General features: G+C 47.6%; 30 protein-coding genes, 1 other RNA gene, 2 pseudogenes and 2 riboswitches. Of the genes and pseudogenes, 7 read left to right on the top strand and 26 right to left on the bottom strand.

Annotation, left to right across the window (positions count from 1 at the left end; genetic code table 11):
- Window positions 1–36: 36 nt before the first annotated feature.
- A riboswitch (TPP riboswitch) is annotated at window positions 37–143 on the bottom strand.
- A gap of 200 nt (window positions 144–343) precedes the next feature.
- Both BUB35_RS10995 and BUB35_RS10990 read left to right on the top strand, forming a co-directional pair.
- A complete protein-coding gene (locus tag BUB35_RS10995) occupies window positions 344–1,102 on the top strand; it encodes a threonine/serine exporter family protein (RefSeq protein WP_072851710.1) in 759 nt (252 codons plus the stop codon).
- A gap of 18 nt (window positions 1,103–1,120) precedes the next feature.
- Complete coding sequence (locus BUB35_RS10990; RefSeq protein ID WP_072851708.1) at window positions 1,121–1,597, top strand: threonine/serine exporter family protein; 477 nt, start codon at window positions 1,121–1,123, stop codon at window positions 1,595–1,597.
- A gap of 61 nt (window positions 1,598–1,658) precedes the next feature.
- Here the strand turns inward: BUB35_RS10990 and BUB35_RS10985 are convergent, their stop codons facing one another.
- Window positions 1,659–2,054, bottom strand: a complete 396-nt coding sequence (locus tag BUB35_RS10985) for a pyridoxamine 5'-phosphate oxidase family protein (protein ID WP_072851706.1) — start codon at window positions 2,052–2,054, stop codon at window positions 1,659–1,661.
- A 123-nt stretch (window positions 2,055–2,177) separates the two neighbouring features.
- Between BUB35_RS10985 and BUB35_RS10980 the strand changes: the two genes are divergently transcribed.
- Complete coding sequence (locus BUB35_RS10980; RefSeq protein WP_072851704.1) at window positions 2,178–2,534, top strand: winged helix-turn-helix transcriptional regulator; 357 nt, start codon at window positions 2,178–2,180, stop codon at window positions 2,532–2,534.
- Between the two features lie 140 nt (window positions 2,535–2,674).
- On the opposite strand, the gene recR is transcribed toward BUB35_RS10980, so the two are convergent.
- From recR to BUB35_RS10960, 4 genes are all read right to left on the bottom strand, one after another.
- Window positions 2,675–3,271: a recombination mediator RecR gene (recR, locus tag BUB35_RS10975; protein ID WP_022365379.1), complete on the bottom strand. Its 597-nt coding sequence runs from the start codon at window positions 3,269–3,271 to the stop codon at window positions 2,675–2,677.
- 16 nt (window positions 3,272–3,287) lie between these two features.
- Window positions 3,288–3,629: a YbaB/EbfC family nucleoid-associated protein gene (locus BUB35_RS10970; protein WP_022255680.1), complete on the bottom strand. Its 342-nt coding sequence runs from the start codon at window positions 3,627–3,629 to the stop codon at window positions 3,288–3,290.
- Between the two features lie 80 nt (window positions 3,630–3,709).
- Window positions 3,710–5,314 (bottom strand): DNA polymerase III subunit gamma/tau, encoded by a 1,605-nt coding sequence (gene dnaX, locus BUB35_RS10965; protein ID WP_072851702.1) that lies wholly within the window; start codon window positions 5,312–5,314, stop codon window positions 3,710–3,712.
- Window positions 5,315–5,418: 104 nt separating this feature from the next.
- Window positions 5,419–5,919: a hypothetical protein gene (locus BUB35_RS10960; protein WP_143158979.1), complete on the bottom strand. Its 501-nt coding sequence runs from the start codon at window positions 5,917–5,919 to the stop codon at window positions 5,419–5,421.
- A gap of 52 nt (window positions 5,920–5,971) precedes the next feature.
- On the opposite strand from BUB35_RS10960, the gene BUB35_RS10955 reads away from it, so the two are divergent.
- The gene (locus BUB35_RS10955; RefSeq protein ID WP_072851698.1) at window positions 5,972–6,307 is read left to right on the top strand and encodes a helix-turn-helix domain-containing protein; all 336 of its coding nucleotides are present in this window, start codon (window positions 5,972–5,974) and stop codon (window positions 6,305–6,307) included.
- Window positions 6,308–6,350: 43 nt separating this feature from the next.
- On the opposite strand, the gene ffs is transcribed toward BUB35_RS10955, so the two are convergent.
- From ffs to BUB35_RS10930, 5 genes are all read right to left on the bottom strand, one after another.
- Window positions 6,351–6,616: signal recognition particle sRNA large type (gene ffs / locus BUB35_RS10950), an RNA gene on the bottom strand.
- A gap of 112 nt (window positions 6,617–6,728) precedes the next feature.
- Window positions 6,729–7,232: a tRNA adenosine(34) deaminase TadA gene (gene tadA / locus BUB35_RS10945; RefSeq protein ID WP_072851696.1), complete on the bottom strand. Its 504-nt coding sequence runs from the start codon at window positions 7,230–7,232 to the stop codon at window positions 6,729–6,731.
- Window positions 7,233–7,249: 17 nt separating this feature from the next.
- Window positions 7,250–8,593, bottom strand: a complete 1,344-nt coding sequence (locus BUB35_RS10940; protein WP_072851694.1) for an FG-GAP repeat domain-containing protein — start codon at window positions 8,591–8,593, stop codon at window positions 7,250–7,252.
- An 86-nt stretch (window positions 8,594–8,679) separates the two neighbouring features.
- Window positions 8,680–9,216 (bottom strand): spore maturation protein, encoded by a 537-nt coding sequence (locus BUB35_RS10935; protein ID WP_072851692.1) that lies wholly within the window; start codon window positions 9,214–9,216, stop codon window positions 8,680–8,682.
- Window positions 9,204–9,794 (bottom strand): nucleoside recognition protein, encoded by a 591-nt coding sequence (locus BUB35_RS10930; protein WP_072851690.1) that lies wholly within the window; start codon window positions 9,792–9,794, stop codon window positions 9,204–9,206. The genes BUB35_RS10935 and BUB35_RS10930 overlap by 13 nt, the downstream gene beginning before the upstream one ends.
- Before the next feature lie 167 nt (window positions 9,795–9,961).
- Between BUB35_RS10930 and BUB35_RS10925 the strand changes: the two genes are divergently transcribed.
- From BUB35_RS10925 to BUB35_RS10915, 3 genes are all read left to right on the top strand, one after another.
- Window positions 9,962–10,222, top strand: coding sequence for an AbrB/MazE/SpoVT family DNA-binding domain-containing protein (locus tag BUB35_RS10925; protein WP_072851688.1), 261 nt, complete (start codon window positions 9,962–9,964; stop codon window positions 10,220–10,222).
- Window positions 10,223–10,435: 213 nt separating this feature from the next.
- The gene (locus tag BUB35_RS10920) at window positions 10,436–11,248 is read left to right on the top strand and encodes an AAA family ATPase (protein ID WP_072851686.1); all 813 of its coding nucleotides are present in this window, start codon (window positions 10,436–10,438) and stop codon (window positions 11,246–11,248) included.
- Window positions 11,249–11,260: 12 nt separating this feature from the next.
- Window positions 11,261–12,457 (top strand): vWA domain-containing protein, encoded by a 1,197-nt coding sequence (locus BUB35_RS10915; RefSeq protein WP_072851684.1) that lies wholly within the window; start codon window positions 11,261–11,263, stop codon window positions 12,455–12,457.
- Window positions 12,458–12,992: 535 nt separating this feature from the next.
- On the opposite strand, the gene BUB35_RS10910 is transcribed toward BUB35_RS10915, so the two are convergent.
- From BUB35_RS10910 to BUB35_RS10835, 16 genes and pseudogenes are all read right to left on the bottom strand, one after another.
- Complete coding sequence (locus tag BUB35_RS10910; RefSeq protein ID WP_084730652.1) at window positions 12,993–13,628, bottom strand: CatB-related O-acetyltransferase; 636 nt, start codon at window positions 13,626–13,628, stop codon at window positions 12,993–12,995.
- 129 nt (window positions 13,629–13,757) lie between these two features.
- The gene (locus BUB35_RS10905; protein ID WP_072851682.1) at window positions 13,758–14,021 is read right to left on the bottom strand and encodes a CD3324 family protein; all 264 of its coding nucleotides are present in this window, start codon (window positions 14,019–14,021) and stop codon (window positions 13,758–13,760) included.
- A gap of 160 nt (window positions 14,022–14,181) precedes the next feature.
- Window positions 14,182–14,802 (bottom strand): thiamine phosphate synthase, encoded by a 621-nt coding sequence (thiE, locus tag BUB35_RS20280; RefSeq protein WP_200777598.1) that lies wholly within the window; start codon window positions 14,800–14,802, stop codon window positions 14,182–14,184.
- A 48-nt stretch (window positions 14,803–14,850) separates the two neighbouring features.
- A pseudogene (gene thiM, locus BUB35_RS20275) lies at window positions 14,851–15,633 on the bottom strand (hydroxyethylthiazole kinase); the annotation flags it as partial.
- 51 nt (window positions 15,634–15,684) lie between these two features.
- Window positions 15,685–16,200: an energy coupling factor transporter S component ThiW gene (gene thiW, locus BUB35_RS10890; protein WP_072851680.1), complete on the bottom strand. Its 516-nt coding sequence runs from the start codon at window positions 16,198–16,200 to the stop codon at window positions 15,685–15,687.
- Between the two features lie 96 nt (window positions 16,201–16,296).
- A riboswitch (TPP riboswitch) is annotated at window positions 16,297–16,401 on the bottom strand.
- Between the two features lie 241 nt (window positions 16,402–16,642).
- Window positions 16,643–17,587: an L-lactate dehydrogenase gene (locus tag BUB35_RS10885; protein WP_072851678.1), complete on the bottom strand. Its 945-nt coding sequence runs from the start codon at window positions 17,585–17,587 to the stop codon at window positions 16,643–16,645.
- Window positions 17,588–18,182: 595 nt separating this feature from the next.
- Entirely contained in the window at window positions 18,183–18,497 is a 315-nt protein-coding gene (gene trxA / locus BUB35_RS10880; protein WP_072851676.1) for a thioredoxin, read from the bottom strand.
- A 297-nt stretch (window positions 18,498–18,794) separates the two neighbouring features.
- On the bottom strand, window positions 18,795–19,601 hold the full coding sequence (locus BUB35_RS10875; protein ID WP_072851674.1) for a hypothetical protein: 807 nt from the start codon (window positions 19,599–19,601) through the stop codon (window positions 18,795–18,797).
- Window positions 19,601–20,293 carry an ABC transporter ATP-binding protein gene (locus tag BUB35_RS10870; protein WP_072851672.1) on the bottom strand — a complete coding sequence of 231 codons (693 nt, stop codon included), beginning with the start codon at window positions 20,291–20,293 and terminating at the stop codon, window positions 19,601–19,603. The genes BUB35_RS10875 and BUB35_RS10870 overlap by 1 nt, the downstream gene beginning before the upstream one ends.
- Window positions 20,290–20,661 (bottom strand): GntR family transcriptional regulator, encoded by a 372-nt coding sequence (locus BUB35_RS10865; RefSeq protein ID WP_242949240.1) that lies wholly within the window; start codon window positions 20,659–20,661, stop codon window positions 20,290–20,292. Before BUB35_RS10865 ends, BUB35_RS10870 begins: the two co-directional genes overlap by 4 nt.
- Window positions 20,662–20,674: 13 nt before the next feature.
- Complete coding sequence (locus BUB35_RS10860) at window positions 20,675–21,499, bottom strand: hypothetical protein (protein WP_072851670.1); 825 nt, start codon at window positions 21,497–21,499, stop codon at window positions 20,675–20,677.
- Window positions 21,500–21,671: 172 nt separating this feature from the next.
- Window positions 21,672–21,920 (bottom strand): PF20097 family protein, encoded by a 249-nt coding sequence (locus BUB35_RS10855; RefSeq protein WP_072851668.1) that lies wholly within the window; start codon window positions 21,918–21,920, stop codon window positions 21,672–21,674.
- A 58-nt stretch (window positions 21,921–21,978) separates the two neighbouring features.
- Window positions 21,979–22,455 carry a DUF2798 domain-containing protein gene (locus BUB35_RS10850; protein ID WP_072851733.1) on the bottom strand — a complete coding sequence of 159 codons (477 nt, stop codon included), beginning with the start codon at window positions 22,453–22,455 and terminating at the stop codon, window positions 21,979–21,981.
- A gap of 152 nt (window positions 22,456–22,607) precedes the next feature.
- Entirely contained in the window at window positions 22,608–23,411 is an 804-nt protein-coding gene (murI, locus tag BUB35_RS10845) for a glutamate racemase (RefSeq protein ID WP_072851666.1), read from the bottom strand.
- 19 nt (window positions 23,412–23,430) lie between these two features.
- Window positions 23,431–24,465 carry a D-alanine--D-alanine ligase family protein gene (locus BUB35_RS10840; RefSeq protein WP_072851664.1) on the bottom strand — a complete coding sequence of 345 codons (1,035 nt, stop codon included), beginning with the start codon at window positions 24,463–24,465 and terminating at the stop codon, window positions 23,431–23,433.
- A 217-nt stretch (window positions 24,466–24,682) separates the two neighbouring features.
- Window positions 24,683–24,886 (bottom strand): annotated as a pseudogene (locus tag BUB35_RS10835) (IS110 family RNA-guided transposase); the annotation flags it as partial.

Below are 24,886 nucleotides of genomic sequence, written 5' to 3'. Positions count from 1 at the left end.
TTTCCCTCTTAGAAGGAAAGAATCTTATAATTTCCATATCATCTTGTATTGCTTCCCTCCGATGGTACTAACCACATCAAGTTCAAAGGGTTGGAATCTGCATTCCTCTCAGCCGCTCAGCGTCGGCACCCCCAGCTTTGTATTCATTTTCTTTATTATAGTACAAAAGAAAAGCAATGTAAATGACTTTTTTGTATACACCATCCCTTTTTTCACACTTTCGCACAAAAAAAATAGTTCGCAGGCGAAATAATTTTACAGAAAATTCCCTTTACATTTTGCAAAAAAAGAATACACTTAGTATGACAACAACGAAATTTACAATGTTTGGAGGTAAAAGGTAATGGACGACGATACCAAGCTGCTGAATCTGGCACTGGACGCCGGTGAGATCATGATGACATCTGGCGCGGAAACATACCGCGTACAGGATACCATGCTGCGTATTCTTTCCGTCAGCGGACGAAAACACGTAGAAGCCCTGGCGCTGTCTACCATGCTCATTGTGAGCCTGCCCCGTGAAGAAAAGGGGCCCCTTTCCATGGCAAGAGGGGTGAGTGACCGCTCCGTTAATTTTGAGAAAATCTGTGCCGTCAACAACATGAGCCGCTCTTTTGTCGCTGGGAAAATCACCTTGGAAGAAGCCACACAAAAAGTGCTGGAAATCCACTACGCCCCGTCTTTTGCGCCATGGCAGCGGATTTTGGGCTATGCCCTCACGTCCGGCGGTCTGACCATGGTATACAACGGCACCTTCTGGGACGGCGTCGCCGCCTTTTTCATCGGCACCCTTCTGGGCATTATGACATACATCATGAGCAAACGAAAAACATCTTACTTTTTCAGTTCCTTTATCGGCGGTCTGCTGACAGGGTTACTGGCCTGCCTGTTCCATTTGATTCTGCCTTTCACCCAGATCGATATGATGATCGTCGGCAGCATCATGCCCATACTGCCGGGCATTACCCTGACAAAAGGTATCCGTGACCTTTTGGAGGGCAATTTCATCAGCGGCAATGCCAAACTGATGGAAGCCTTCCTCATTGCCTGTGCCATCGCCGCCGGCGTCGCTATGGCTTTGAGTATCTTCCCCAATTTTTAAGATGTGCAGGAGGTTATTATGACAGACATCACATTGAAAATGATTGTATTTCAGGCAGCCTTTTCCTTTGTAGGCAGTTGGGGCTATTCCATCATCTGCAACGCCCCTAGAAGGGAACTGCTTTACAGCGGCATCAATGGCTTTTTGTCCTGGTTTGTATATATGCTTGTCTTTTCCTATACGGAAAGCGCCACAACGGCTACCCTCATTGCTACCATGGCAATCACTGCCACAGCGCGGTTCCTTTCCTACCACAGACAGGAACCTTCCATCCTGTACCAGATTCCCGGCGTACTGTCACTGGTGCCCGGTGCTGCCGTTTACAACACCATGCAGGCTGCCATCAAAGGCAATATCCTTTCCACTTATTCCAATGCTCTGACAGGGTTCAAACTCTCCGGCGCCATTGCCATCGGTTCCCTGATCATTCTGGTATTGCCTTACAAAGCCTTTGAAATCTTCCCTCGTTTCGGGAAAAAGAAACAAAATAATTGATCGTATCAAAAAACCGGAAGCCCCTAAGAGCTTCCGGTTTTTATCGTTGATGAGAAATCTATTACAGTGCCATGGATTCCTGAGGGGCTGTAAAGGAATCGATTGTCACACTGCCGCCTTCCAGATAAAAGACTTCCATTTTGCCGTCGTCTTCGCTATACATGCTGCGCAGGTCGGGATTCTGTTCCAGCATAGCCACTTTTGCTTCCCGGCTGTTATCCCAAATTACATTGCCGTTGATGCGAATCCATGTGCCGTCGGGATGCATGGCACATACTTCTGCCAGAGGGTTTTCTTTCAACTGGCGATATACTTTTTTAGTATTTGCAGTCATAAAATATACGTGATTCTGGTACAGAGCCACAGCGCCGAAGGGACGTACACGGGGCTGGTTGCGCTCACATGTTGCCAGATAAAAAACTTTACATTCTCTCAAATATTCTACAGGATTTTTCATACTTCTACCGCCTTTCTTTTGTTTTTTACGTTTACCATTTCATTATCTTCTGTTATGATAGAAAACGCAAGTACGATTTTTTTCTATACCTAGTATAGGAAAAGATACTAAGGAGGCATCCTCATGGAACCAGAAAAACAAATCCCCTGTCCCTTTGTCACTGCCCAGAAACTGCTGGCAGGCAAATGGAGCATCCTCATCCTGCACCTGCTCCACGGGCAAACCCTACGCTTTGGGCAGTTACAGAAGCAAATGCCCAAAATGACCCACGCCACATTATCCAAACAGCTGAAATTGCTGGAAGCCAGCGGTCTTATTGTCCGCACAGAATACCCCGGTGTGCCGCCGAAAGTGGAATACAGCGTCAGCCAAATTGGGGAGGCTTTTTATCCCGTACTGGATAGTCTGGAAGCCTTCGGCAACGCCTATACCCAGTGGCAGAAACAGCAGGCAGACGAGGAAAAACCGGAATCTCTCTAAAGCAGATTCCCCTTAAGAAAATATATCAAATAAAATCTCAGTAAAAATCAGAAAGCTGAAATCCTTCGTTATAATGAGGATTTCAGCTTTCTTTGTTTTCTGATGAAGAAGCCCCTAAAGAGCTTCCGATTTTTGTTTTCTTATAATTCCCTTCTGCCTTCCAGCGCCCGGGAAAGGGTCACTTCGTCCACATATTCCAAATCGCCGCCCACAGGCACGCCATTTGCAATACGTGTTACCTTGACCCCCATGGGTTTCAGCAGACGGCTGATATACATGGCCGTTGCTTCCCCTTCCACATTGGGGTTGGTGGCAAGGATAACTTCCTTCACATTCTCGTCCATGCGCTTCACCAGCTCCGCAATGCGGATGTCATTGGGACCTACGCCTGTCATGGGAGAAATGGCGCCGTGGAGTACATGATATACTCCATGGAATTCTCTGGTGCGCTCATAAGCTGCCATATCTCTGGGGTCTTCCACCACCATGATGGTGCCGTGATCCCGGTTGGGATTGGCACAGACGGGACAAGGGTCCTCGTCTGTGAGATTACAGCAGACAGAACAGTAATGCACCTGCTGTTTCGCTTCCAGAATGGCACCCGCAAGAGCTGCCACTTTTTCCTCAGGCATATGGATGATATGAAAAGCCAGACGCTGGGCTGACTTGCCGCCGATGCCCGGCAGACCTGCCAGCTGCTCAATGAGTCTGGTAATGGGATTTCCGTAGTAATTCATGGTATCCCTCTTTTTCTTAGAACATGCCGCCCATGCCCATGCCGCCTGTCAGTTTGCCCATGGCATTGTTGTACATTTCGTCTGCCTGACGGATGGCTTCATTTACTGCGGACAGGATCAGGTCTTCCAGCATTTCCACATCATCGGGATCTACTACATCAGGGTTGATTTTCAGTTCTTTGATTTCTTTTTTGCCGGAGATGACAACTTTCACAGCACCGCCGCCGCTGGTCATTTCCAGTGTTTTTTCGTTGAGTTCTTCCTGCATGGCAGCCATCTGTTTCTGCATTTTCTGCGCCTGTTTCACCAGGTTGTTCATGTTCATGCCGCCCATGCCGGGGAATCCGCCTCTTGCCATATTTCATAACCTCCTAAAAGTTTTGATTTTTACCATATCGTTTCTATTTTATATAAAAAGTGCCGGAACTGCAAGTGTTTTTAGGGTTCCATATCCGCTTCGGGGAAATATCCGCTCATGATGCTTGCCCATTCGGGGTCGTTTTCATCAGATGCTGCTTCTTCCTCCGCGCCGTAATTGGCTTCCCGCCACTGGTCGTAAGCGGCTTTTTCCAATGTTTGCAGCTGGAAAGTCTTGCCTGTTGCTTTTTCCAGTTCCTCGGTAATCTGCGGCAGATATTTCTGTACCATGTCCGCCAACGCGCCATATTCACAGACCAGATACACATTGTCATCCTCTTTGAAGCCAATTTCCACACGGGAAAGCTTGCTTTTCAGAATGGGGTCACCGATTTCATTGCGGAGCAAAGGCCATTCTTTCTGGAGATTTTCCTTATCCTCCGGCAGCGCAGGTGGTTTCCGCTTTGCCTTGGGCTTTTCTTTTTTCACAGCACCGTCAGAAACCTGTTCTGTCACGGTAACAGTGACACCTTCTGCCACTTTCCGTTCCAATCCTGCCAGTCTTGCCGCCAAGGCAGTCAAATCCGTATCTGCCCATGTGGAGCAAAGGCGCAGGATTTCCACTTCCAGCAAAATACGCTCATTGGAAGCGTATTTCATGTCGTTCTGCAAACCGGAAAAACGCCCAATCCAGTAAGTCAGTTCCGCAGGAGAAAGTCCTTTCGCCTGCTGCTGCAAACGAGCGGCGTTTTCCGCGGACAAGTCCAGAATACGGGCATTGTCGGGCACCGTGGATGTGACCAGCAAATTCCGCAGATGCACCAAAAGCTCCGTCACAAACTGCTTCACGTCACGGCCTGCCAGCAGCATTTCCTCCACCAATTCCATGGCTTTGGCAGCGTCTTTCTGCTTCAAAGCTTCTGTCATGTCAAAGAATACCGTCTTGTCAACGGCACCCACTACATCCTGCACCTTTTCCAGTGTCACTTCCTCGCCGCTGTAAAAGGCAAGACACTGATCCAGAATACTCAAAGAGTCACGGAGAGAGCCGTCCGCCAGCTGTGCCACATAGCGCAGAGCATCTTCTGTCGCCGCAAGTCCCTCCTCGTTCAGATATTTCATCAGTGTATGAGCAATATCATCAGCAGTGATGCGACGGAAGTCGAACCGCTGACAACGGGAAAGGATGGTTGCAGGCACTTTCTGAGGGTCTGTGGTCGCCAGAATGAAGATAACGTGTGCAGGGGGTTCCTCCAATGTTTTCAGCAATGCGTTAAAAGCACTGTTGGACAACATATGCACTTCGTCGATGATATAGACCTTGAATGTGCCCTCTGTGGGGGGATATTTCACTTCTTCCCGGATTTCACGGATGTTGTCGACGCTGTTGTTGGAAGCGGCGTCGATTTCCATGACGTTGACGCTGCGCCCAGCCAGAATATCCTGACAGACTTTACATTCGTTACAGGGCTCCCCATCTTCTGTGGGATGCAGACAGTTGATGGCACGGGCAAAAATTTTCGCTGTGGATGTTTTGCCGGTGCCTCTGGTGCCGCAGAACAGATAGGCATGGGACACACGCCCTGTTTTCATCTGATTTTTCAGTGTTTTCACAATATGATCCTGCCCCACCACGCCGGCAAAGACGTTGGGGCGGAATTTTCTGTATAACGCCGTGTAAGACATGGCGATTCCTCCTTCATAACGCCTGAAAAACAGGCGGAAATGTCCCAAAGGGACAGATACAGTATAGCATAGGGCAGGGGAAATGAAAAGGCGAAGGAAATGTTCTAAATCAGTTTCCAAACGTGCAGTTTTCCTTGTTTTTGCAGTTTTTCTGCATATTCTAATGAAACATACGCCCCTCCGGTAATATTTTTCACATAAGCAATCACAAAATCACTGTGTGCAATCATATATCTGTTTAATCTCGGAATCGCAACCCGATATGGTACCATTTCTTGACCTTCTGGAAGATAACTTCCATCAAAATATGCTGGCAATTCTAATTTTTTCTTTGGATAATATGCCAAACATAAATATAAAGATATATTGGCATATTTTTTCTTAAAAACACCAACAGCCCTTCCTGCCATAAAATCAAAACTTCCATGGTTTCCCACATAAAATTCTGTAACCCCAAACTTCGAAATATGTTGCTCTATCACATCACATAAATCATCATATATTTCAAATGGTGCATCTCTATGTCCAATAAAAAAACACTTTCTACCCAATACCACCACTCCAATTCGTATTATTACAATGATATTTTGTAATAATATTACCATGTTTATTACTGCTATACAATTCCCTAAACTAATGGTAATAGGTGGTGATAACATGCAGCAGAAAAAAGAACTTAACATCCAAATGGGCAGCCGTATTCGCAAAGCTCGTTTACAAGCAGGTCTGACCCAAGAGGCTTTCGCCGAACTTTTGAATCTCGGCCCCAAGCATATTTCCGCCATTGAGCGAGGTATCGTAGGGCTTTCCATGGAAACCCTTCAGAATATCTGTCAGGTGCTACATGTTTCCGCAGACACCCTTCTTTTTGGGGATATAGAAACATCTCCGGCAGATGCCCTCTGCCAGCGCCTTGGACGGCTTTCTCCCGAAGAATTTGCCCAAATGGAAGAAATCGTCAACAAAATACTGGAAATTTACGTAAAAAAATAACCGAAAGAGAATTATCTCTTTCGGTTTTCTTTTTTATAGGAATCCGTGCATCTGCTGTTGTCACTGCCAACCATGCGTTACCTCCTTCTGAAGCTCCATCCAAGCGACCTTGCGACACACGAGAAGTTGACTGCTTAGTGCTGCTGCCTTCCGACCCTGACACGGTTCACAGGCTCCTGTTGTGCAAGACTTGAACTTCAACACCCCTTCCAAAGGGCAGACCATTTTTGGACGGTGCCGAAAGCAGACGTCACCCCCACTGTAGCGGATTGTGGGTGCAGGGTACCGCTAATCCCCCGGCTAGCACGGAAATTTTACCGTTTTCAAAAATGCCATTATAGTATACATAACAACGGGCTTTCTGTCAATGGAAAATTTCCCAAAAGGCGTATTTCCGGCAAAAACCCTTGATTTTTCTTTTTTATGCTTCTGTTTCCGGCTGTTTTTCCGCCGTTTCTTCCGCGGCTTTGTTTTTGCGGAATCTGCGGAAAAACCGCTTCATAATCTCGCTACATTCCGGCTGCAAAAGCCCCTCCTCCACTTCCACCCGATGGTTGAAGCGGGGCTCATTGAGCAAATCCAAAATAGACCCGGCGCAGCCTGCCTTGCTGTTTCTGGTGCCGAATACCACACGGGGAATCCTTGCCTGCACGATAGCGCCGGCACACATAGGACAAGGCTCTACAGTCACATATAATGTGCAGTCTTCCAGCCGCCAATCCCCTACGATGCCTGCCGCTTCATTGATGACGTCGATTTCCGCATGGCGCAGGGGATTTTTTGCCGTATTGCGCATATTATGCCCACGGGCAATGATTTCCCCATTCCGCACCATAACGGCGCCAATGGGCACTTCCCCTTCTGCCAGAGCTTTTTCTCCTTCCAGCAGGGCTTCTTTCATATAATACAAATCCTGTTCTGTCATGTTAATTCCTCTTTATGTTATTCCGCAGCCTGTTCTGCCATGCAAAGAGAACCATTCCGCTCCTCGATGTCTGTCACCAGCCAGTAATCATCCAGCCCATCGCTGTTCAAATCGTAGGGATAGATGCACTGTCCGTACACAATGTCCTCATTGGAGGAACGCAGACCTTTTTCTGTCAGCAGATAACGGATGGTGGTGCCTGTCATATCGCAGACATAGACTTCTTTCACACCGTCCCCATTCAAATCGCCGCTGGTGATGGGACCATAAAGGCTTTCCACGCCCAGATGAGTAGACCAAATCTTGCGGAAGTTATTGTCGTTTTTCTGATAGAGATACAGATCCATACCGTCACTCATGAGATATTCTTTCACACCGTTGCCGTCCAAATCGGTGATATGGATGTAATCTACGTTATGTTTCAAACGGGTAAAGCCTGTATTGCTCCAGCCGCCTTCTCCCCGTTCATAATACTGTATGGTCTTATCATCGGAAAGTATCAGCTTACTGCCTTCTGCTGCCAAAGCCCCGGCATCGCTGGATTCCAGCGGGATTTCCTCGGATGTTTTCTGCATATTGGCATCATAGAACAATATTTTTTCCGAACGGGTGAAAACATGTTCACTCTCGCCGCTGCCTTCCTCGGTGATGCTGGAAAGGACCACTGCCAGTTCGCTGCCTTCTGCGCCGTCAAAAAATGTCGCAGATGTAGCTTCCAGACCACTGCCGAATGTCAGTGTCCGCCACAGACGCAGGGCGCCTTTCTGATAACGATAAACCTGTACGGCACCATCCTGCAAAGATGCTGTCAGCACATTGCCGTCCTTATCCTTCCCTGCGGAAAGGAAGCCTTCCTTGGGAAAAGAAGCCGGTGTCATGGAAAAACTGGTGCCCATACCTTCCCAGTTTTCATAAGACTGGAAATTGCCGTTTGCTTCGTAAGGATTCCGGGCATTGAGGCTATACCAGCTGTTATCGTATCCCCCCTGATAACATACGCCCACAAGGCTGCTGCCGGAAAAATAACACATCAACTGACCTGCCGCATCCCCGTTATAATGCATCAAATTGGCAGTGCCCACCACCACTTCTGTGCCGGCATAACTGGTCATATTATAATCCGTTTCCGCACAAGCCGCAAAGAAATCCGCGTTTTCCTCTGTATTTTCTGGAACCACGCCTGCGGCAAATCGCAGACTATCCCCGTCAAAGTCCCAGTAATATTCCTCTGCCACTTCTTCCATCAATTGTGTATATTGCTCCTGCTGAGCGGCTGTCAGTGTAAAGACTGCCTCTTCCTGCCCACAGGCAGAAAGTGTCAGCGCCGCCATGACCACCGCGCAGAGTAAGTGTTTCTTCATGTCTGTCCCTTCCCTCTTTTGCAAGGTTTTTTGCACATAGATATTTTTATTATAAAACACCAGAGGGATTTTTTCAAACCTGTTTTTCAGCCTGCCCCGAAAAGCTGCCCCACCAGAAACAAAGATAAGGCAACCCCCGTGAAGTTTGCCGCAAGGGCGCAGAACAGGGTATGTCTTGTTTTGGTGATGCCTACAGAAAGGAAGTACAAGCTCATGGTATAAAACACCGTTTCCGTGCAGTACATCATCACCGAAGCAGAACGCCCCAGAAAAGAATCGGGACCGTAAGCCGCAAAAATTTCCGTTAAAAGCCCCACTGCCGCCGAGGAGGACACCAGCCGCACCAATGTGAGAGGTGCCAGTTCCGCCGGAAATCCCACCAGATGTTCCAGCGGTGCCAGCAATTTTGTCAAAAGTTCCAAGAGTCCCCCTGCCCGGAGCACTTCCACTGCCACCATAAGCCCCAGCAATGTGGGCAGGATATTCACCACCGTATGTAAGCCTTCTTTCGCCCCTTCCAGAAAGGTTTCATAAAGATTCACCCGCTTGAGAGAGCCGAAAACCACAATAAACAGCACCGTCACAGGAATGATGAAGTCCGAAAGCACCATCAGAAACCGCAATGTTTTCCCCTCCCTTCCAGTATCTTCGCCAGCAGGATACCCACAAGGGTGGTGCCCAGCGTGGCAGCAATGCCTGCCCCCATAATTTCCGCCGGAGCCGCTGAGCCGTATTCTGCCCGATAAGCAAGGATATTCACTGTCACCAGCTGCAAAGAGGACATATTCACCACCAGAAACATACACATGGCATTGCTGGCACGTCCTGTTTTGCCGTTGAGCTTTGCCAATTCCTCCATAGCAAGAAGCCCTGCCGGCGTGGCTGCCCAGCCAAGCCCCAGAAAGTTCGCCGCAAAATTAGCGGAGATATACCGTCTTGCGGCATGTCCCCTTGGCACCTCAGGAAACAGAAAATCCAGAAATGGCTCCATTTTCTCTGCCAGCGCGTCAATCATGCCGCCTTTTTCGGCGATTTTCAAGATGCCTGACCAAACTGCCACCACCCCAGCCATGGTAAAGGCAAGCTCCACGGCATTCCTGCCGCCGTCAATGACCGCGTTTGTCACCAGATCCATCCGTCCCAGAAACGCCCCCGTCAAAATACCGCCGATGAGGAAAAATCCCCAGATCACATTCAGCATGTTTTCCCCTCCTTCCCTTCTTTCACATCTATGCACGAGCGGGAAAAACTATCCCTTTTTTCCAAAATTTGGGTGAAAAAAGATATTTTTGTTGTATTTTGCATGGATCTGTGTTAATATTCTGTTAAGAAAAATCAGACCAACTGGTCTTACAGGGAGGAAATCAGATGAAATCAACAGGCATCGTTCGTAAAGTAGACGAACTGGGAAGAGTGGTTCTGCCCATCGAGCTGCGTCGAAACATGGGAATCGAAATCAAAGACTCCCTGGAGATCTTCGTGGAAGAAAGCACCATCATTTTGAAAAAGTATGAACCTGCCGATATTTTCACAGGCAGCATGGATGATCTCATTGATTACAAAGGCAAAAAAGTATCCAAACAGTCCATTTTGGAAATGGCAAAATTGGCTGGGCTGGATGTACGCTAAAACAATTCATAATCTAACAGACTAAAAAGCTGGAATAGTATGGAAATACATACAATCCCGGCTTTTTCTGTTTTGCGCAGAATTTTCAAAAAAGCCCTCCTTTTTTCTGTGAAAAACCCTGATTTGCCCCATATAACGGGCTTTTTTCTTGACAAGGTCTGTACCGCTCTCTTACAATATAACCCATAATCTATCTAGGAAAGGTGATAATTCATGTCCGCAACATTTCAAGGAAGCAAAAATTATGTCGCAAGTGAAGAACTCATGCGTTCTGTCAATATTGCCATGGCGCTGCAAAAACCCCTGCTGATCAAAGGGGAACCCGGCACAGGCAAAACCATGCTGGCGGAAGCCATTTCCGAAGCACTGGGCAAAAAACTGGTGATCTGGAACATCAAATCCACCACAAAAGCTCAGGACGGTCTGTACGTGTATGACGTGGTACAGCGTCTGTACGACAGCCAGTTCGGCAACGAAGGCGTAGACGACATCGCAAAATACGTAAAAATGGGCAAGCTTGGGGAAGCTTTCTCCTCTGACGAGCAGGTGATCCTCCTCATCGACGAAATCGACAAAGCCGATCTGGAATTCCCCAACGACCTGTTGTGGGAGCTGGATAAAATGGAATTCTATATCCCTGAAACAAAGGAAACCGTAAAGGCAAAACAGCGTCCCATCGTGATCATCACATCCAACGCGGAAAAAGAACTGCCCGACGCATTCCTGCGCCGCTGCATCTTCCACTACATCGAATTCCCTGACGCGGAACAGATGGAAGAAATCATCAAAGTACACTTTGACAAAGTAGAAGAACATCTGCTGGAACAGGTACTGGAAACATTCTACTGGATTCGTGGTCTGTACCAGATTCAGAAAAAACCCAGCACATCCGAAGTCATCGACTGGATTCGTGCCCTGCAGCTGGGCGGCGTTGACGTAGACAGAATCCGTCAGGAAGTTCCTTTTGCAGGGGTTCTGCTGAAAAAGAACGAAGACATCGACGTACTGAACCGCTATTTACGATAAGCAGGTGATCCCATGTTTACGGCATTTTTCTATTTACTGCGCTCCAGAGGGCTGAAGGTATCCATGAATGAATGGATGACCCTCATGGAAGCTCTGGATAAAGGTCTGCACCAGTCCTCTTTCACAGGATTTTACTATCTGTGCCGCAGTGTACTGGTGAAAAGCGAAGCGGATTTTGACAAATTCGACGGCGCATTTCTGGAATTTTTCAAAGGCGTAGAATTTGAAGGGGAGCTGCCCAAAGAACTCATGGACTGGCTCACAAATCCCAAGGAAAAACCCGGCGACCAGTTCGACATGGAGCGTGCCATGCAGAATGAATGGATTTCTCAGGCAGAAATCCAGAAAATGTTCTTGGAACGACTGGAAGAACAGAAGGAAGAACACAACGGCGGCAGTTACTGGGTAGGCACCGGCGGTGTTTCCGTATTCGGCAACAGTGGTTTCAGCCCCAGAGGTATCCGTGTGGGCGGGGAAGGCGGCAAACGCCGTGCTTTTCAGGTTGCCAGCGAACGGAAATTCCGTGATTTCCGTCAGGACAACACACTGGATACCCGTCAGTTCCAGATGGCTTTCCGCAGACTGCGGCAGTTTTCCGCCAAGGCTGAGGAGGCTAAAACAGAATTTGACATTGACGGCACCATTCGGGAAACCTGTGACAACGCAGGGAAGCTGAAAGTGGTTTACGACCGTCCCAGAAAGAACACCGTCAAAGTATTGCTGCTCATGGACAGCGGCGGTTCTATGGACTATTACAGCCGTCTGTGCTCCATGCTGTTCCAGGCAGTGAGCAAGTCCAACCACTTTAAGGATTTGCAGGTGTTCTATTTCCACAACTGTATCTATTCCAAAATCTATACAGACCCGCAGCTGCGTCCAAAATCTGTGATTCCTACGGAATGGATTCTGAAAAATCTCAGCAGCGAATACAAGGTCATCATCGTTGGCGATGCCCAGATGGAGCCTTCCGAGCTCCTTGACCCCAGCTATTACAATTATGGTGCCCGTGACAACATCACCGGCATTGAATGGCTCACCAGATTCCGGGAAAAATATCCCCATCTGGTATGGCTGAACCCTTCCGAACGTCCCTACTGGGGCGGCTGGTGGGCAAAGACCTATGACATCATCCGCAAGGATTTTGATATGTATGACCTGAGCATTGACGGTCTCAACGCCGCACTGAAAAAACTGATGGTCAATCGGTAAGGCAAAACAGAGGGATAACATTCCCTTTGTATCCCAGAGAATCATGGGAAATCGTACCAATTATTTCGGGGGAAAACTATGAAATTCATCATGCGAAAAAAAACAAGACTGGTCATAAGCTTCATTGCAGGTGCCGCGACGGATTTATATCTGCGTGTCAAGACTGGAGATGAAGGAAATCTCCTTGTCCATTCCGTCGTATTTCTTGGCAGTTTTTTCATCGTTTATTTTTTGCTGTATATTTTGTAGCGCTTAAAGGAAAAGCATACAAATTGATCTGACAAAGCAGATATAGAAACAAATAATCTTCGCTTACTGCACACACATACTTCACAACCGTGCGCAGTCATCCTTGTAAGCGACACCCACCCGAAACTTCGGAACACCCCTGTTGGAACCGTTGGCGAGCACAAAACAGCAGCTTTCCCTTGATGTGAAGGGAAATTGCGACGCCCGTCTTTATAGGAAAACATATCAAATATAATCAGAAAGCCAAAATCCTTTGTCATCATAAGAATTTTGGCTTTCTTTTTTTCTATGCTTCTTTCAGCTTTTCCACATTTCCCGCCTGAATATCCCAGATATGGCGGGCAATTTTTTCTTCTTCCCAATCCCACCAGCGCAAATCCTGCAAAACGGCAATGGTTTCTTCGGAAAACCGTTTGCGGATGGGCTTTGCGGGCACACCGCCCACAATGGTATAAGGCGGCACATCTTTGGTGACCACTGCCCTTGTGCCGATGATGGCGCCATCTCCAATGGTGACCCCAGCCAGTATGACAGCTTCGTAGCCAATCCACACATCATTTCCGATGACAATATCCCCTTTGTTGTCCCATGCCTCTGTGACCCGTTTCCAATCCAGCCCCCAAGCGTCGGCAAATATGGGAAATGGATAGGTGGACAGGGAACCCAAAGCATGATTGGCGCTATTGAACAGGAACTTTGCCCCGCAGGCAATGGAACAGAATTTCCCGATTTTCAGCTTATCCCCATTGATGGGATACTGGTAAAGGACATTATGCTTCTCAAATTCTCTGGGGTCATAGACAAAGTCATGGTACATGGTATAATCCCCCACGGAAATGGCAGGGTTCGTGATGGCATTTTTCAGATAGATTGTCCATGTATCGTCAGGACGGGGATACATGGCATCTTTGGTGATTTTCATACAATCGCCTCCTTCTGGATTGATTGTACAAAGTCCTGCCCTTCTGCCGCAATCCACCAAACGCTTCGGCAGTGTTTTGGGTACAAAAAAAGCTGGAACCCATACGATTACAAGGATTCCAGCTTTATCTTATTTCTCTTTCTGATAAATGATTTTTCGGATGGCAGAGACGGAAAGATGGTATGTTTCTGCCAATGCTTCCAGTGTTGCCCCTGCCTGCTTTTGGCTGCGGATTTCTTCGTTCCGCTGTGCCAATGCCTCACGGCTGCCGCTTTTCTCTCCCCAGCCCTTATGTTCTCTGGCAGGGATATAAACATAACCGCCTTGGACATATTCCTGCAAGGTCTGCACCAATGCAGGGGGCAGCAAGTCTGACGCGTTGATATATTTCATGGTCGGATTCCCCCTTGATATTCAAATCAAGCAGCAAAACCGACTTTCTGCGACATTTCCTCCATGCAACTGTCGCTTACATCGGTTTTGCATGGAGAACTGCTTTGTTGCGTTTCTGCGTCAGGTGACACATATGAGCCACTTCCTTTTTCAGACAGGCTTATTCGCCCAGCATTTCTTCTACTTTTTTCAGCAGCACTTTGGTAGCTTCGCCGGGATGTTCCTTAGCGAAAATAGCGGAGATCACGGAAACGCCGTCGATACCGCTGCCTTTGAGCTGCATGATGTTATTTTCATTGATGCCGCCAATGGCAACCACAGGGATAGTAACAGCTTTGCAGATGGCCAACAGTTCCTCATTTGTCAGGGACTGGGCATCTTTTTTGGTATCCGTATGGAATACAGCACCTACGCCGATGTAGTCTGCGCCGCTTTCCTGTGCTTTTACGGCTGTTTCCACAGTGTTTGCGGAAATACCAAGAATCTTATCAGGGCCAATCATAGCTCTTACATCTTTATCTACGATGTCGCTTTGTCCCACATGGACACCATCTGCCCCGCAAGCCAGTGCAATGTCGATGTTATCGTTTACCACAAAAGGTACATGATATTTCTTTGCCAGCTGTGCCAAATCTTTGGCTTCTTCCAGGAATGTTGCTTCATCCAGTTCTTTTTCACGAATCTGCAGGAAAGTTGCCCCTGCTGCCAGCACTTCTTCTGTCACATCATGGAGTGTTCTGCCGTTCAGCCATGCACGGTCTGTGATGGCGTATACTTTCATGGATTCTTTCGTTGCTTTTTCTCCCAATTCCAATTCCTCCAGTCTTGTCCGTTTCTGTAATGTTTCTGCGTCTGTCAAACTAATCTGGTCTACCAGATGGGTGCGGAATGTGAGGGTTCCTGCCCCCTGTGCGTCCGTTTTTTCTCTGGCGATTTCACCGCTGACACCCATAAGGGATACGGCGCATACGGTGGCTTCCAGAATATGATCGGGATTGCCGCCGCAGAAGGCACCCAAAAGGGCTGTCAGCATACAGCCGCTGCCAGTGATACGGCTCATCATAGCGTCGCCGTTTCTCAGTGCAAAGACACGGTCAGCAGAAGCGATAATGTCAATGACACCGGAGATGGCAATGACTGCCCCTGTTTTCCGTGCCAGTTCTCTTGCCATATACCCAAAGGCTTTGTAGTTGTCCTCGGTGATTTTATCTTCTTCCGCCGCGTCAACGCCACGGGTGGAACCTGTGCCCACTGCCAGATGTTTGATTTCGGAGGTATTGCCGCGGATTACGGAGAATTTCACGTTTTCCAGCAGCTTTTTGCCGCCTTCCCGGCGCAGTCTGGTGGCGCCTACGGCAACGGGGTCCAGCACCACAGGAACCCCTGCTTCGTTAGCGGCTTTCCCTGCCACCAGCATGGCTTCCACGTCCTCCATGGTGCCCATATTCATCACAAGACCCTGTACCACAGAAGCCACTTCTGCCACTTCCTCCACTTCGTGAGCCATGGTGGGAGAAGCTCCTGCCGCTAAAATGATATTGGCACAGTCGTTGACTGTGACGAAGTTGGTGATTGCCTGCACAATGGGTTCTTTTTCCCTTACATTTGCCATCATAGCGGGAAAAGACGCCAAAATATCTGTTTTCATGAAAACGAACCTCCTTTATTTACGGTTGAGTTTTTCCATCATTCTTGCGAACATGCCGGAACGTTTCAAAAGGGTGATGACCAGTACGGCCAGAAAAGCACCCATAGCGGAAGAAGGCACGAATGCCGGCACATAGACCCAAGGGGTCTGCAAGTCCATGCCATAGATGTATTTCATCACCGGATATGCCGCAAATGCGCTCAAAATGCCGGTGCCGAAGATTTCCCCAATGACTGCCATATACAGCTTATGACCGGATTTCCGATACAGGAAACCGGACAGGAACGCGCCGATGACTGCCCCAATGACTGCCAGCGCTGTACGCCCTGTCATCATACGCAGGATACCGGTGATGAGGGCTGCCAGAAATCCCCAGTAAGGTCCTACGAACACCGCTGCCAATACATTGATGAAGTGCTGGAACGGCGCCATATTAGGGAACCATACCACAGAGGACAGGGCAAAGCCCATACCTGCGAATATTGCCGTCAGCACCATTTTCAACACATGATTATCCTTATTGCCACCCATTTGTTGATGCCTCCTTTTTTCTTCTTCCCAACGAAAGGAGCGCAAACAAAAAAGGATTTCCTTTTTGGAAATCCTTCGTTTCTGACGCTCTTTGGTGAGTTGTGCACCCTGCATTCCCTCCGTTGGCATTATCCAAATCAGGTGTAAAGGTCGAAGTATCCTTCCTCTCAGCCTCCCTTAGAAGCTCCCTTTGCATTCTGGTGTCATTATAGTACGGTTTTTGTCCATTGTCAACGTCCCCCACAGGCATAAAAAAGGCGGCTATGCCGCCTTTTGGAAAGAGGAATTGCTGTATGGAGATACAGCAAAGTGCCCACTTCATTGGATTTTCGCATGGCAGATATTCCATGCTGTTCTTTGGTACTTTTTTGAATTTTTTTCTTTTGTGTTTCTTTGCTTTGCTTTATCTTTTGTAATGGAGGTTGTATTGAGAAAATGGCAATTACGCTTCTTCGATGTAACCGATATTGGTACGAATTACATCGCAGGAATGCTGAAATGCTGCCATTTCTTCCGGTGTTAATGTTAATTCCAGCACTTCTTCCACGCCGTCTTTGCCGATGACGCAGGGAGTGCTGATATACAGGTCATGCTGACCATACTGACCATTCAGCTGTGTGCTGACGGGCATAACCGCTTTTTCGTCGTGGAATACGCAGAAAACCAGTCGTGCCAATGTGGAGCAGATGCCAAACTCTGTGGCGCCTTTGCCGGCGAAGGTGACCCAGCCCCCTTCAATGGTTTCATGGAGCACAGCTTCTTTATCCACCTGATATTTATTAGGATTTTCTTTTGCCAGCTGGTCCAGCGGTTTGCCATTGACCGTCACATGGGACCATGGTACCATCTGGGAATCGCCATGTTCCCCCATGGTGTAAGCCACCAGTGATTTATGGTCAATGCCGGTTTCTCTTGCCAGTACGGTTCTAAGTCTGGCGCTGTCCAGCCCGGTGCCTGTGGCAAATACACGAGATGCCGGGAAGCCGGAAAGCTTCTGCACCTGTCTGGCGATGATGTCACAGGGATTTGTGATGACGATGAATATACCGTCAAATCCGGCTTTCACAATGCGTCCCACAAAGCTGTTCACCAATTCCACAGAATGTTTCAGTTCTGCCAGACGGCTATGGTCTTCGCCCATGATGGTGCCCACACTGATGACAACGATGTCGCAGTCCTTCAGGTCTTCATAAGTGCCGCCTCTGACCTCTACCCGATGGGGCAGATAGGATACGCTGTCCCGCAGGTCCTGACACTCGCTGATGACCTTCTGTTCCTTCACATCTACCAATACCAATTCGTCCACAATGCCCTGGACTGCTAAACTATATGCACAATGGGCGCCTACATGGCCGACACCCACAATGCCCACGCTTCTTGTTTTCATATTTGGTTCCCCCCAATATGTTTTTGTAAATTTCCGAAAGTTTCTTTTTGTATTCTTCCACTCCCTTGGGATTGGCTCATCTCTTATGGCATATGATTTTCTTTTTTCCTTTGTACACTCCTTTTCTTTTGTAAAAATAAAAAGGTCCCGGACTGACCGCCCAGAACCACCTGTTTACACCGAAAAAAGACCGAATCTTTTTCCACGCATCGTGTTTTTTTCCATGACAATCAGCACTATTTCTTCACGCGGCACAAAATGACCAGCAGCGCAATGAGAATAGCACCAATGAGCAGGACCTGTTTCATTGTATGGGAAAACGCACGGCTCATGAAAAATCTCCTTCTTTCTGTCTTTGACGATTTGGAATCGTTGGGTAAAAGATACCACTTTCAAAGTCCCAAGTCAATGGAAAGAATGACGCTTGTTTCTATAAAAATACAATATTTTTTGTGTAGTCTGCAAAATAACATTTGTGTTTTTTGTATTTTTACCAATACATACAGACGTCAAAACGCACAAGTCCGTCGGTTTTTCCAAAGAAAAAAGAGGACGTCCTCTCTTGTCTGAGAAGATGTCCTCCAATTGGCATTTTTTACACCAGTTTATCCATTTTTTCTTTCAGTACGGAAGCGGGAACTGCGCCGATGATGCTGTCTGCCACCTGACCGTCTTTGAAGAAAATCATGTTAGGCACGCTCATAACACGGTATTTCTGTGCCAGATCCATAGCCTGGTCAATGTCTACTTTCACGATTTTTGCTTTATCGCCGTATTCTGCCTGGAGCTGTTCCAGTACGGGACCCATCATCTGGCAGGGACCGCACCATGTAGCGAAAAAGTCTACCAATACGGGTACGTTGCTTTCCATAACTTCTTTCTGGAATGTATCAGATTTTACCATTAACATAATCAATTCCTCCTTACACATCTATTGTTATTGTATCCAAATATTTCTTTTTTATTTCTGATGTCAGTATATCACAGAAAAAAACTCTTTGCAATAAAATTTCTTAAATAATAATCATTATTGGCTTGTTCTGTGACCTGAGGCACATAAAAGAGAAAATTTTTTGCAAAAACAGGTATAAAACCCTTTCTCAAGGACATACTTCATAGCGGAGAGTGTGATCTCTCCCCCAAAGAATCACATTCTTTCTACTTCTTCCCCTTAGGAAAAGGCGGCTGTTTTCGCAGCCGCCTTTTTTTACTGAATAGATGTATATTTTCTAGCCAAAAGAATGGTCACAGCCAGATAGACCACAGACATGACAACAGTGGAGATTGCCGCAGGCAGCAAAAAGCTGCGGATGCCCTGGAAAAATAAGTCCAAATCTGCCTTGTCCAATATGGCTGTCATGGTCTGTTCAATATATTCTGTGGACAGAGAGGGGATAAGTTCCATAACCTTTCCTTCTGCAAAACTAATGCCAAAGAAGAAAATCAGGGCAAAAATACCGTTGCCTTTGCGGATAAAAGGCAGATGCGCCAATGTAATGGCAAGATAGAGGATGGCTACCGTTTCCAGCATACTCAGTGTCAGAGAAACGGCAATGAGGACCATAGAACTGCGGATACCATCCATTGCCCAGACTTTTCCCACTTCTGCCCAGAACAATTCTGTACCAGAGGGTGCAACAGCTCCATAGAGTATAGAAAAACACAGCAGCGCGCAAAGCACACAGACGATGATGCCCCAAAGGGCAGCCGCTGCGTATTTTCCTGTCACCAGTTCCACAGAGGAAACAGGCAGGCTGAATGTGAGATACCCTTCATTGCCATACATACTTTTCTGATACCGCAGGGCTGTATGGATCAAAAACAGCATCACCAGCACCACAATGGCAACGGTACAGCCAGTAATCAGCAGGGGCGCCTTTACCAGATAGGAAACATCCGTGCCTCTGGTACGGTTCATGACCGTGGCAAAGGCAAAGAGCAGCGCAATGGCGCTTGCCACACCATAAAGCAGGCTGTTTGCCCGCAATTCCTGTTTCATGACTTTTCCAAACATCAGCGATACACCTCCCGGAAATACTGGTCAACGGACATGCCCGTTTCCGCCCGGAGCACATCCACCTGTTCATTCAAAAAGACCCGTCCCTGTTTCAGAAAAACAGCCCGGTCAAAAATCTGCTCCACATCGTGTACCAAATGGGTGGAAAGCAAAATGGAGCTGTTTTCTGTATACTGATTCAAAATGGTGGTGAGGATATAATCCCTTGTGGTAGGGTCTACACCGCCCATGGGTTCATCCAGCACAAAAAGCTTTGCTTTTCGGCTCATGACGAACACCAGCTGCAATTTTTCCTGCATCCCTTTGGACATGGTGCCGATTTTCTGCTTGGAATCCAATTTTAAGTCCATAGCCATTTCCATGGCTTTCTTTTCGTCGAAATCCTTATAGAAATCACGGAACATGCCGATGGCACTTTTCACATTCTCGCTTTTGCGGAAGTATGTCCGCTCCGGCAAATAGGAAATGATAGACTTGCTGTGTACGCCGATGGGCTGACCATCCACCAATACACTGCCGTCATAGTTCTGAATCAGACCGCAGAGGATTTTCATGAGGGTGGTTTTCCCTACGCCGTTGGGTCCCAAAAGCCCGATGATTTCTCCTTCTTCCAATGTCAGGTTCAGCCCTGCCAAAACCGTATGATTGCCGTAACGATGCTCCAGATTTTTGATTTCTACCAAACTCATGCCTGTTCCTCTCCCTTCTCGCCCACGACTTTCACATAGGACGCCACTTCTTCTGTGGTAAAGCCGATTTTTTTCATATATGCAAGATATTTCTCCGTTTCTTCCTTTGCGAAAGACTTTCTCTTTTCCACCAGAACCCCTTCCTCCTTCGTCAGAAAACGACCGCTGGTGCGTTCTGTATAGACCAGACCTTCCCGCTCCATTTCCGCCATTGCCCGCTGCATGGTGTTGGGATTGACGCCGAATTCCGCCGCCAGTTCCCTGACAGGAGGAATCTTCTCCCCGGGCTTTATGGCACCGGATAAGGCACGCAGGGTCATTTCCTTCACAATCTGCAAATAAATGGGTAAACCGTTATCAAACTGCACGGAATCACCTTCCTTAACCTAAATAATCCAATTTCTTTTCTGCCAGATACACCATCAGTGCTCCATAAATGAGTATCCGCAATACCATGGCAATGGGAATCAATGCAATGAAACCAAACACCGCAATGCCTTTTGTCAAAAGGAACGGCATTGCCATGAGGAAAAAGCTGATGGGAACACCGAAAATCAACATTGCCAGCACATTGAACAGAGGCTCGATGATGAAGAAAATCACCAGCGCAACCACTGTCCCCCACAAATAGGGATGTTTCTGAAAACGAGGCAAACGTCCTGCCATGAGGGCAAAGCACAGGGCATACAAACTGCCTACCGCCATGAGAATCTGCGAAAGCACCATAAACGCTACTATCCCGATGCCCGCAGCCATGCCTTCTGAAGAAAAACTGCCCATGCCATAAGGTGCCTGCAAAAGCAGCATCAACGCCAGCCACACAATGCCCAGAAGTACCAGCACCATCCCCCAAACCAATGGCGCCACCAGTTTTCCAGCCAGAATCTCCCGCCGCTTCACCGGCAGTGTCATCCAGAAAACGCCTTCTCCCCCAAACATGCCCCGGTCAAAGCGGTACAGGGTATACACCACATAAAACACCATGGCAGCAATCCACAGAACATACATCCCCAAAATGGAACAGATGGAAAGGGCACTCCGCACATCAAATTCTTCTGGTGTGCCGGAAAAAGTATCCCCCGGATATAAGGCAGTCTGCCCCATGACCACAAGGCTCAGAATCCCTGCTGCCAGCAAAATGGCAAACATGATGCAATACACCTTTCGCGTTTCCTGCAATTCCGCTTTACAAATTTTCCTCCACATGTCATTCTCCCCCCTTCTGTATGATTGTATTAACTTACTAATACAATAGTACGAAAAGAAGGAACTGTCAATGACCTCCACGCAATCTTAAACATGTCTTAAAAAACTTTTTTCGCCCATAAAAAAAAGAAGCGGAATCTGCCAAACACAGGCAATTCACACTTCGTTTTCTTCATTTCTGTTCTGTTTCTGACGAGCTTTCGCCATCGTAATCAATGAGAATCTTTTTGCAGGTCCAGCAATTCCATGCTTCCACACGTTGATTGGTGTAACCGCAGGACTGCTCCCTGCCTACAGCCAATGTTTCGCCGCCGCCCAAAGGCAAAGCCGGAACAGGCAGTTTCTTTTCCGTCCAGTACACACCGTCCCGATTCTGGATATATCCCAATGTCATTTCTTTTCCGCAATAAGGACATTTCATGGCACATCGCCTCCTTTTTCTCATCATAACAGAGGTTGGGGATTTTGCCAAATGCTTTTTATGCCACTTTTCCCCTTCTGCCAAAGAAAATCCGCCGGAACAGGAACCGCACCAGAGGACCGCAGTAAAAAATCTGCCAGAAAAACGCCATGGGAAAATTACGGATGACAGTGCCGAACCACTGATTGACAAAATCCAAGCTGATGCCATGGAAAATGAGAGTAGCCCAAAAACTCATGGCAGGGCACATCAAACTTACGGTGATGCCGGAGCGCACCAGCACCACCAGAATGGGCTTATCCTGCCCCGGCGTTACCAGACGAAACATCAGCTTCTGGGCAATTTTATCCATAACAAAGTAACTGGTGACAAAGCACAAGGGCAGCATGAACCGCATCTCCCCGAACATAATGGGAAAAACAGCCCTTGTCCATTCCCCCATCTGTATGGAGCCATTATAAAACTCCATGCCCAGCACCATAAAAAATGACATGAGCAGGGCAAAGACCACTTCCTGCAATCTTGTTTCCGGCATAACATCCAATCCTTTTCTTCCATGAAAAAAAGCAGCCTGCGGGAAAACAACTGGACTTATGTTTTACCTGCACGCTGCTTGATTTCGTCATTGATTTACTTTTGCTCTGCTTTCAGCATACCACAAAAAACAGAGGGACGTAAGGATTTTTTTTAATATTTTTCGATGTCGATGATTTCCGCTTCATAGGGATGTTTCAACGCTTTCTGACACAGGAAGCCGAAAGTGTTTGTGGTGTCGCTGAGATAGAACCGACGCACGCCTTCTTCCTCGTTTTCGTTGAGCTGATCACGCTCCGCCAGAAATTCCTTCACCTGTCTTGCGGTGGCTTTTGCCGGGTCTACCAGCTTCACCGCATCCCCTACAGTGGTACCGATGCACCGTTTCAAAAGAGGGTAATGGGTACAGCCCAGTACCAGAGAGTCAATGCCCTTTGTCAGCAATTCCTGCAAATAACTCTGGGCTGTCAGGCGGGAAACCTCGTTATCTGTCCAGCCTTCTTCTGCCAGAGGCACGAAAAGAGGGCAGGCCTTGGAAAAGACCTGAATGTCAGGATTTTCCGCACGAATCATGGTTTCGTATGCACCGGAACGGACTGTTGCCGCTGTGCCGATGATGCCCACCTTATGGTTTTTGGTGGCACGGACTGCCGCTTCCACGCCGGGCACAACCACACCAAAAATGGGTGTGTCTGTCGCCGCACGCATGGCATCCAGACTGTTGGAGCTGGCGGTGTTGCATGCCACGATGATGGCTTTTACGTCTTTTGTTTCCAGAAAACGCACATTCTGCAAAGAAAATTTGGTGACGGCTTCTTTGGATTTGCTGCCGTAAGGCACCCTTGCCGTATCCCCGAAGTATACAATATTTTCATGGGGCATGACTTTCATGACCTGTTTGACCACAGTCAAACCGCCTACCCCGGAATCAAATACGCCGATTGGTCTTGTATCCATAAATGTTTTGTCCTTCTTCCTATCCGTGGATGTCCCCTTTCAAAGCGAGAGAAATGAGAATATCCATCCATTCTGTTTTTGACATGCCTTCTTCCTCCCAAGCCATGGGATACATGGCATCAGGCATGGTATGGAGTTCGTGGAAAAGCACACGACCGCTTTTCTCCATAAAGAAGTCTACACGAGCAATGCCTTTCCCGTCAACTGCATGATACATTTTTTCGGAAATTTTTCGCATCTGCGCCAAGGCTTCTTCCGGCACTTTCGCAGGAATGATGATATGCGCATCCTTCTTGGCATCATCGCAAGATTCTGCCCTAGTAACGATTTCTCCGATGCTGCTGATGTGCAGTTTGCCCTTTTTCAGCATGGCACATGCGAATCTGCCACCGTCAATGGCTTCTTCCATAATTACTTTTCTATCATATTTTGCGGCATAACACAAGGCTTTTTCCAGTTCTTCTCTGTTTTTCGCCTTGGAAGCCCCCATAGAGGCGCTGGCATTGGCAGGTTTGACGAAACAGGGATAGCCCAGTTTTTTCTCCGCCTGACGCATGATTTTTTCCTTTTTTTCTGCCAGAGCTTCCCCGTCACACCAGAGAAATTTCGCCATGGGGATTTTTTCCGCCTTGGCAATACGCCTGATACAAATCCGATTCATAGAAAGGGCAGAAGGCAGAACACCACAGCCCACATAAGGGATTTTTGCCATTTCCAACAACCCCTGCACCGCGCCGCCTGCCCCATGGAGAGCAGGAATTGCCACATCCACAGGGATTTCCTTATACTTGCCCCCTACCAGTTTCAGCAAGGATTTTCTGGAGGCATCGGGGCTTAAGATGGCATCCACGCTGTATTTCTCCCAACGCCCCTCCCGTATGGCATCCACGGAGCCATGACAGATACGCCAGTTTCCGTTCTTTGTGATGCCCACAGGCAAAACATCATATTTCTCCTCATCCAACGCGGCAATCATATCCGCTGCCCACATGCAGGAAACCTCATGTTCCGAGGACTGTCCCCCAAAAAGCACCACCACCGTCAATTTCCTCATAGGGATTCCCTCTTTTCTTCTGCCTCCCAAAGAGGCTGCAATCCCTATACAGTATATGCGGCAGGGAGTTTTTCCGTGCCTTTTCTTCATAAAAACCTGCTAACAAAAGTCAAGACCTTTTCGCAGGTTTTTTAAATGTTCTCAACTAAATAAAAATCTCCACGACAATTAGACCGGCTCAAAATCCGGTCTGTTGTTTTCTTGGGTTTATTTTCTTTTATTTTCGGTATACTTCCATCACTCTCGCATAGTAGATTCTCAAAAACTTATTTAATCCTGCTATCTTTGCGGCGCGTTTTGATTTCCCCTCACGTTCTTTCTTCAATATAAACTCATAGACAGCTGCATCCTCAGGTGCTTTATGCGTTTTCAAACTTCTCATAACTTCGTATCCTATCTTCCTTAGGTTGGAAGAACCTCG

This window comes from Anaerotignum lactatifermentans DSM 14214, assembly GCF_900142265.1.
Lineage (GTDB): Bacteria > Bacillota > Clostridia > Lachnospirales > Anaerotignaceae > Anaerotignum > Anaerotignum lactatifermentans.
The sequence above is the reverse complement of the archived record's forward strand: the minus strand, read 5'-3'. Positions and strand labels throughout refer to the sequence as shown.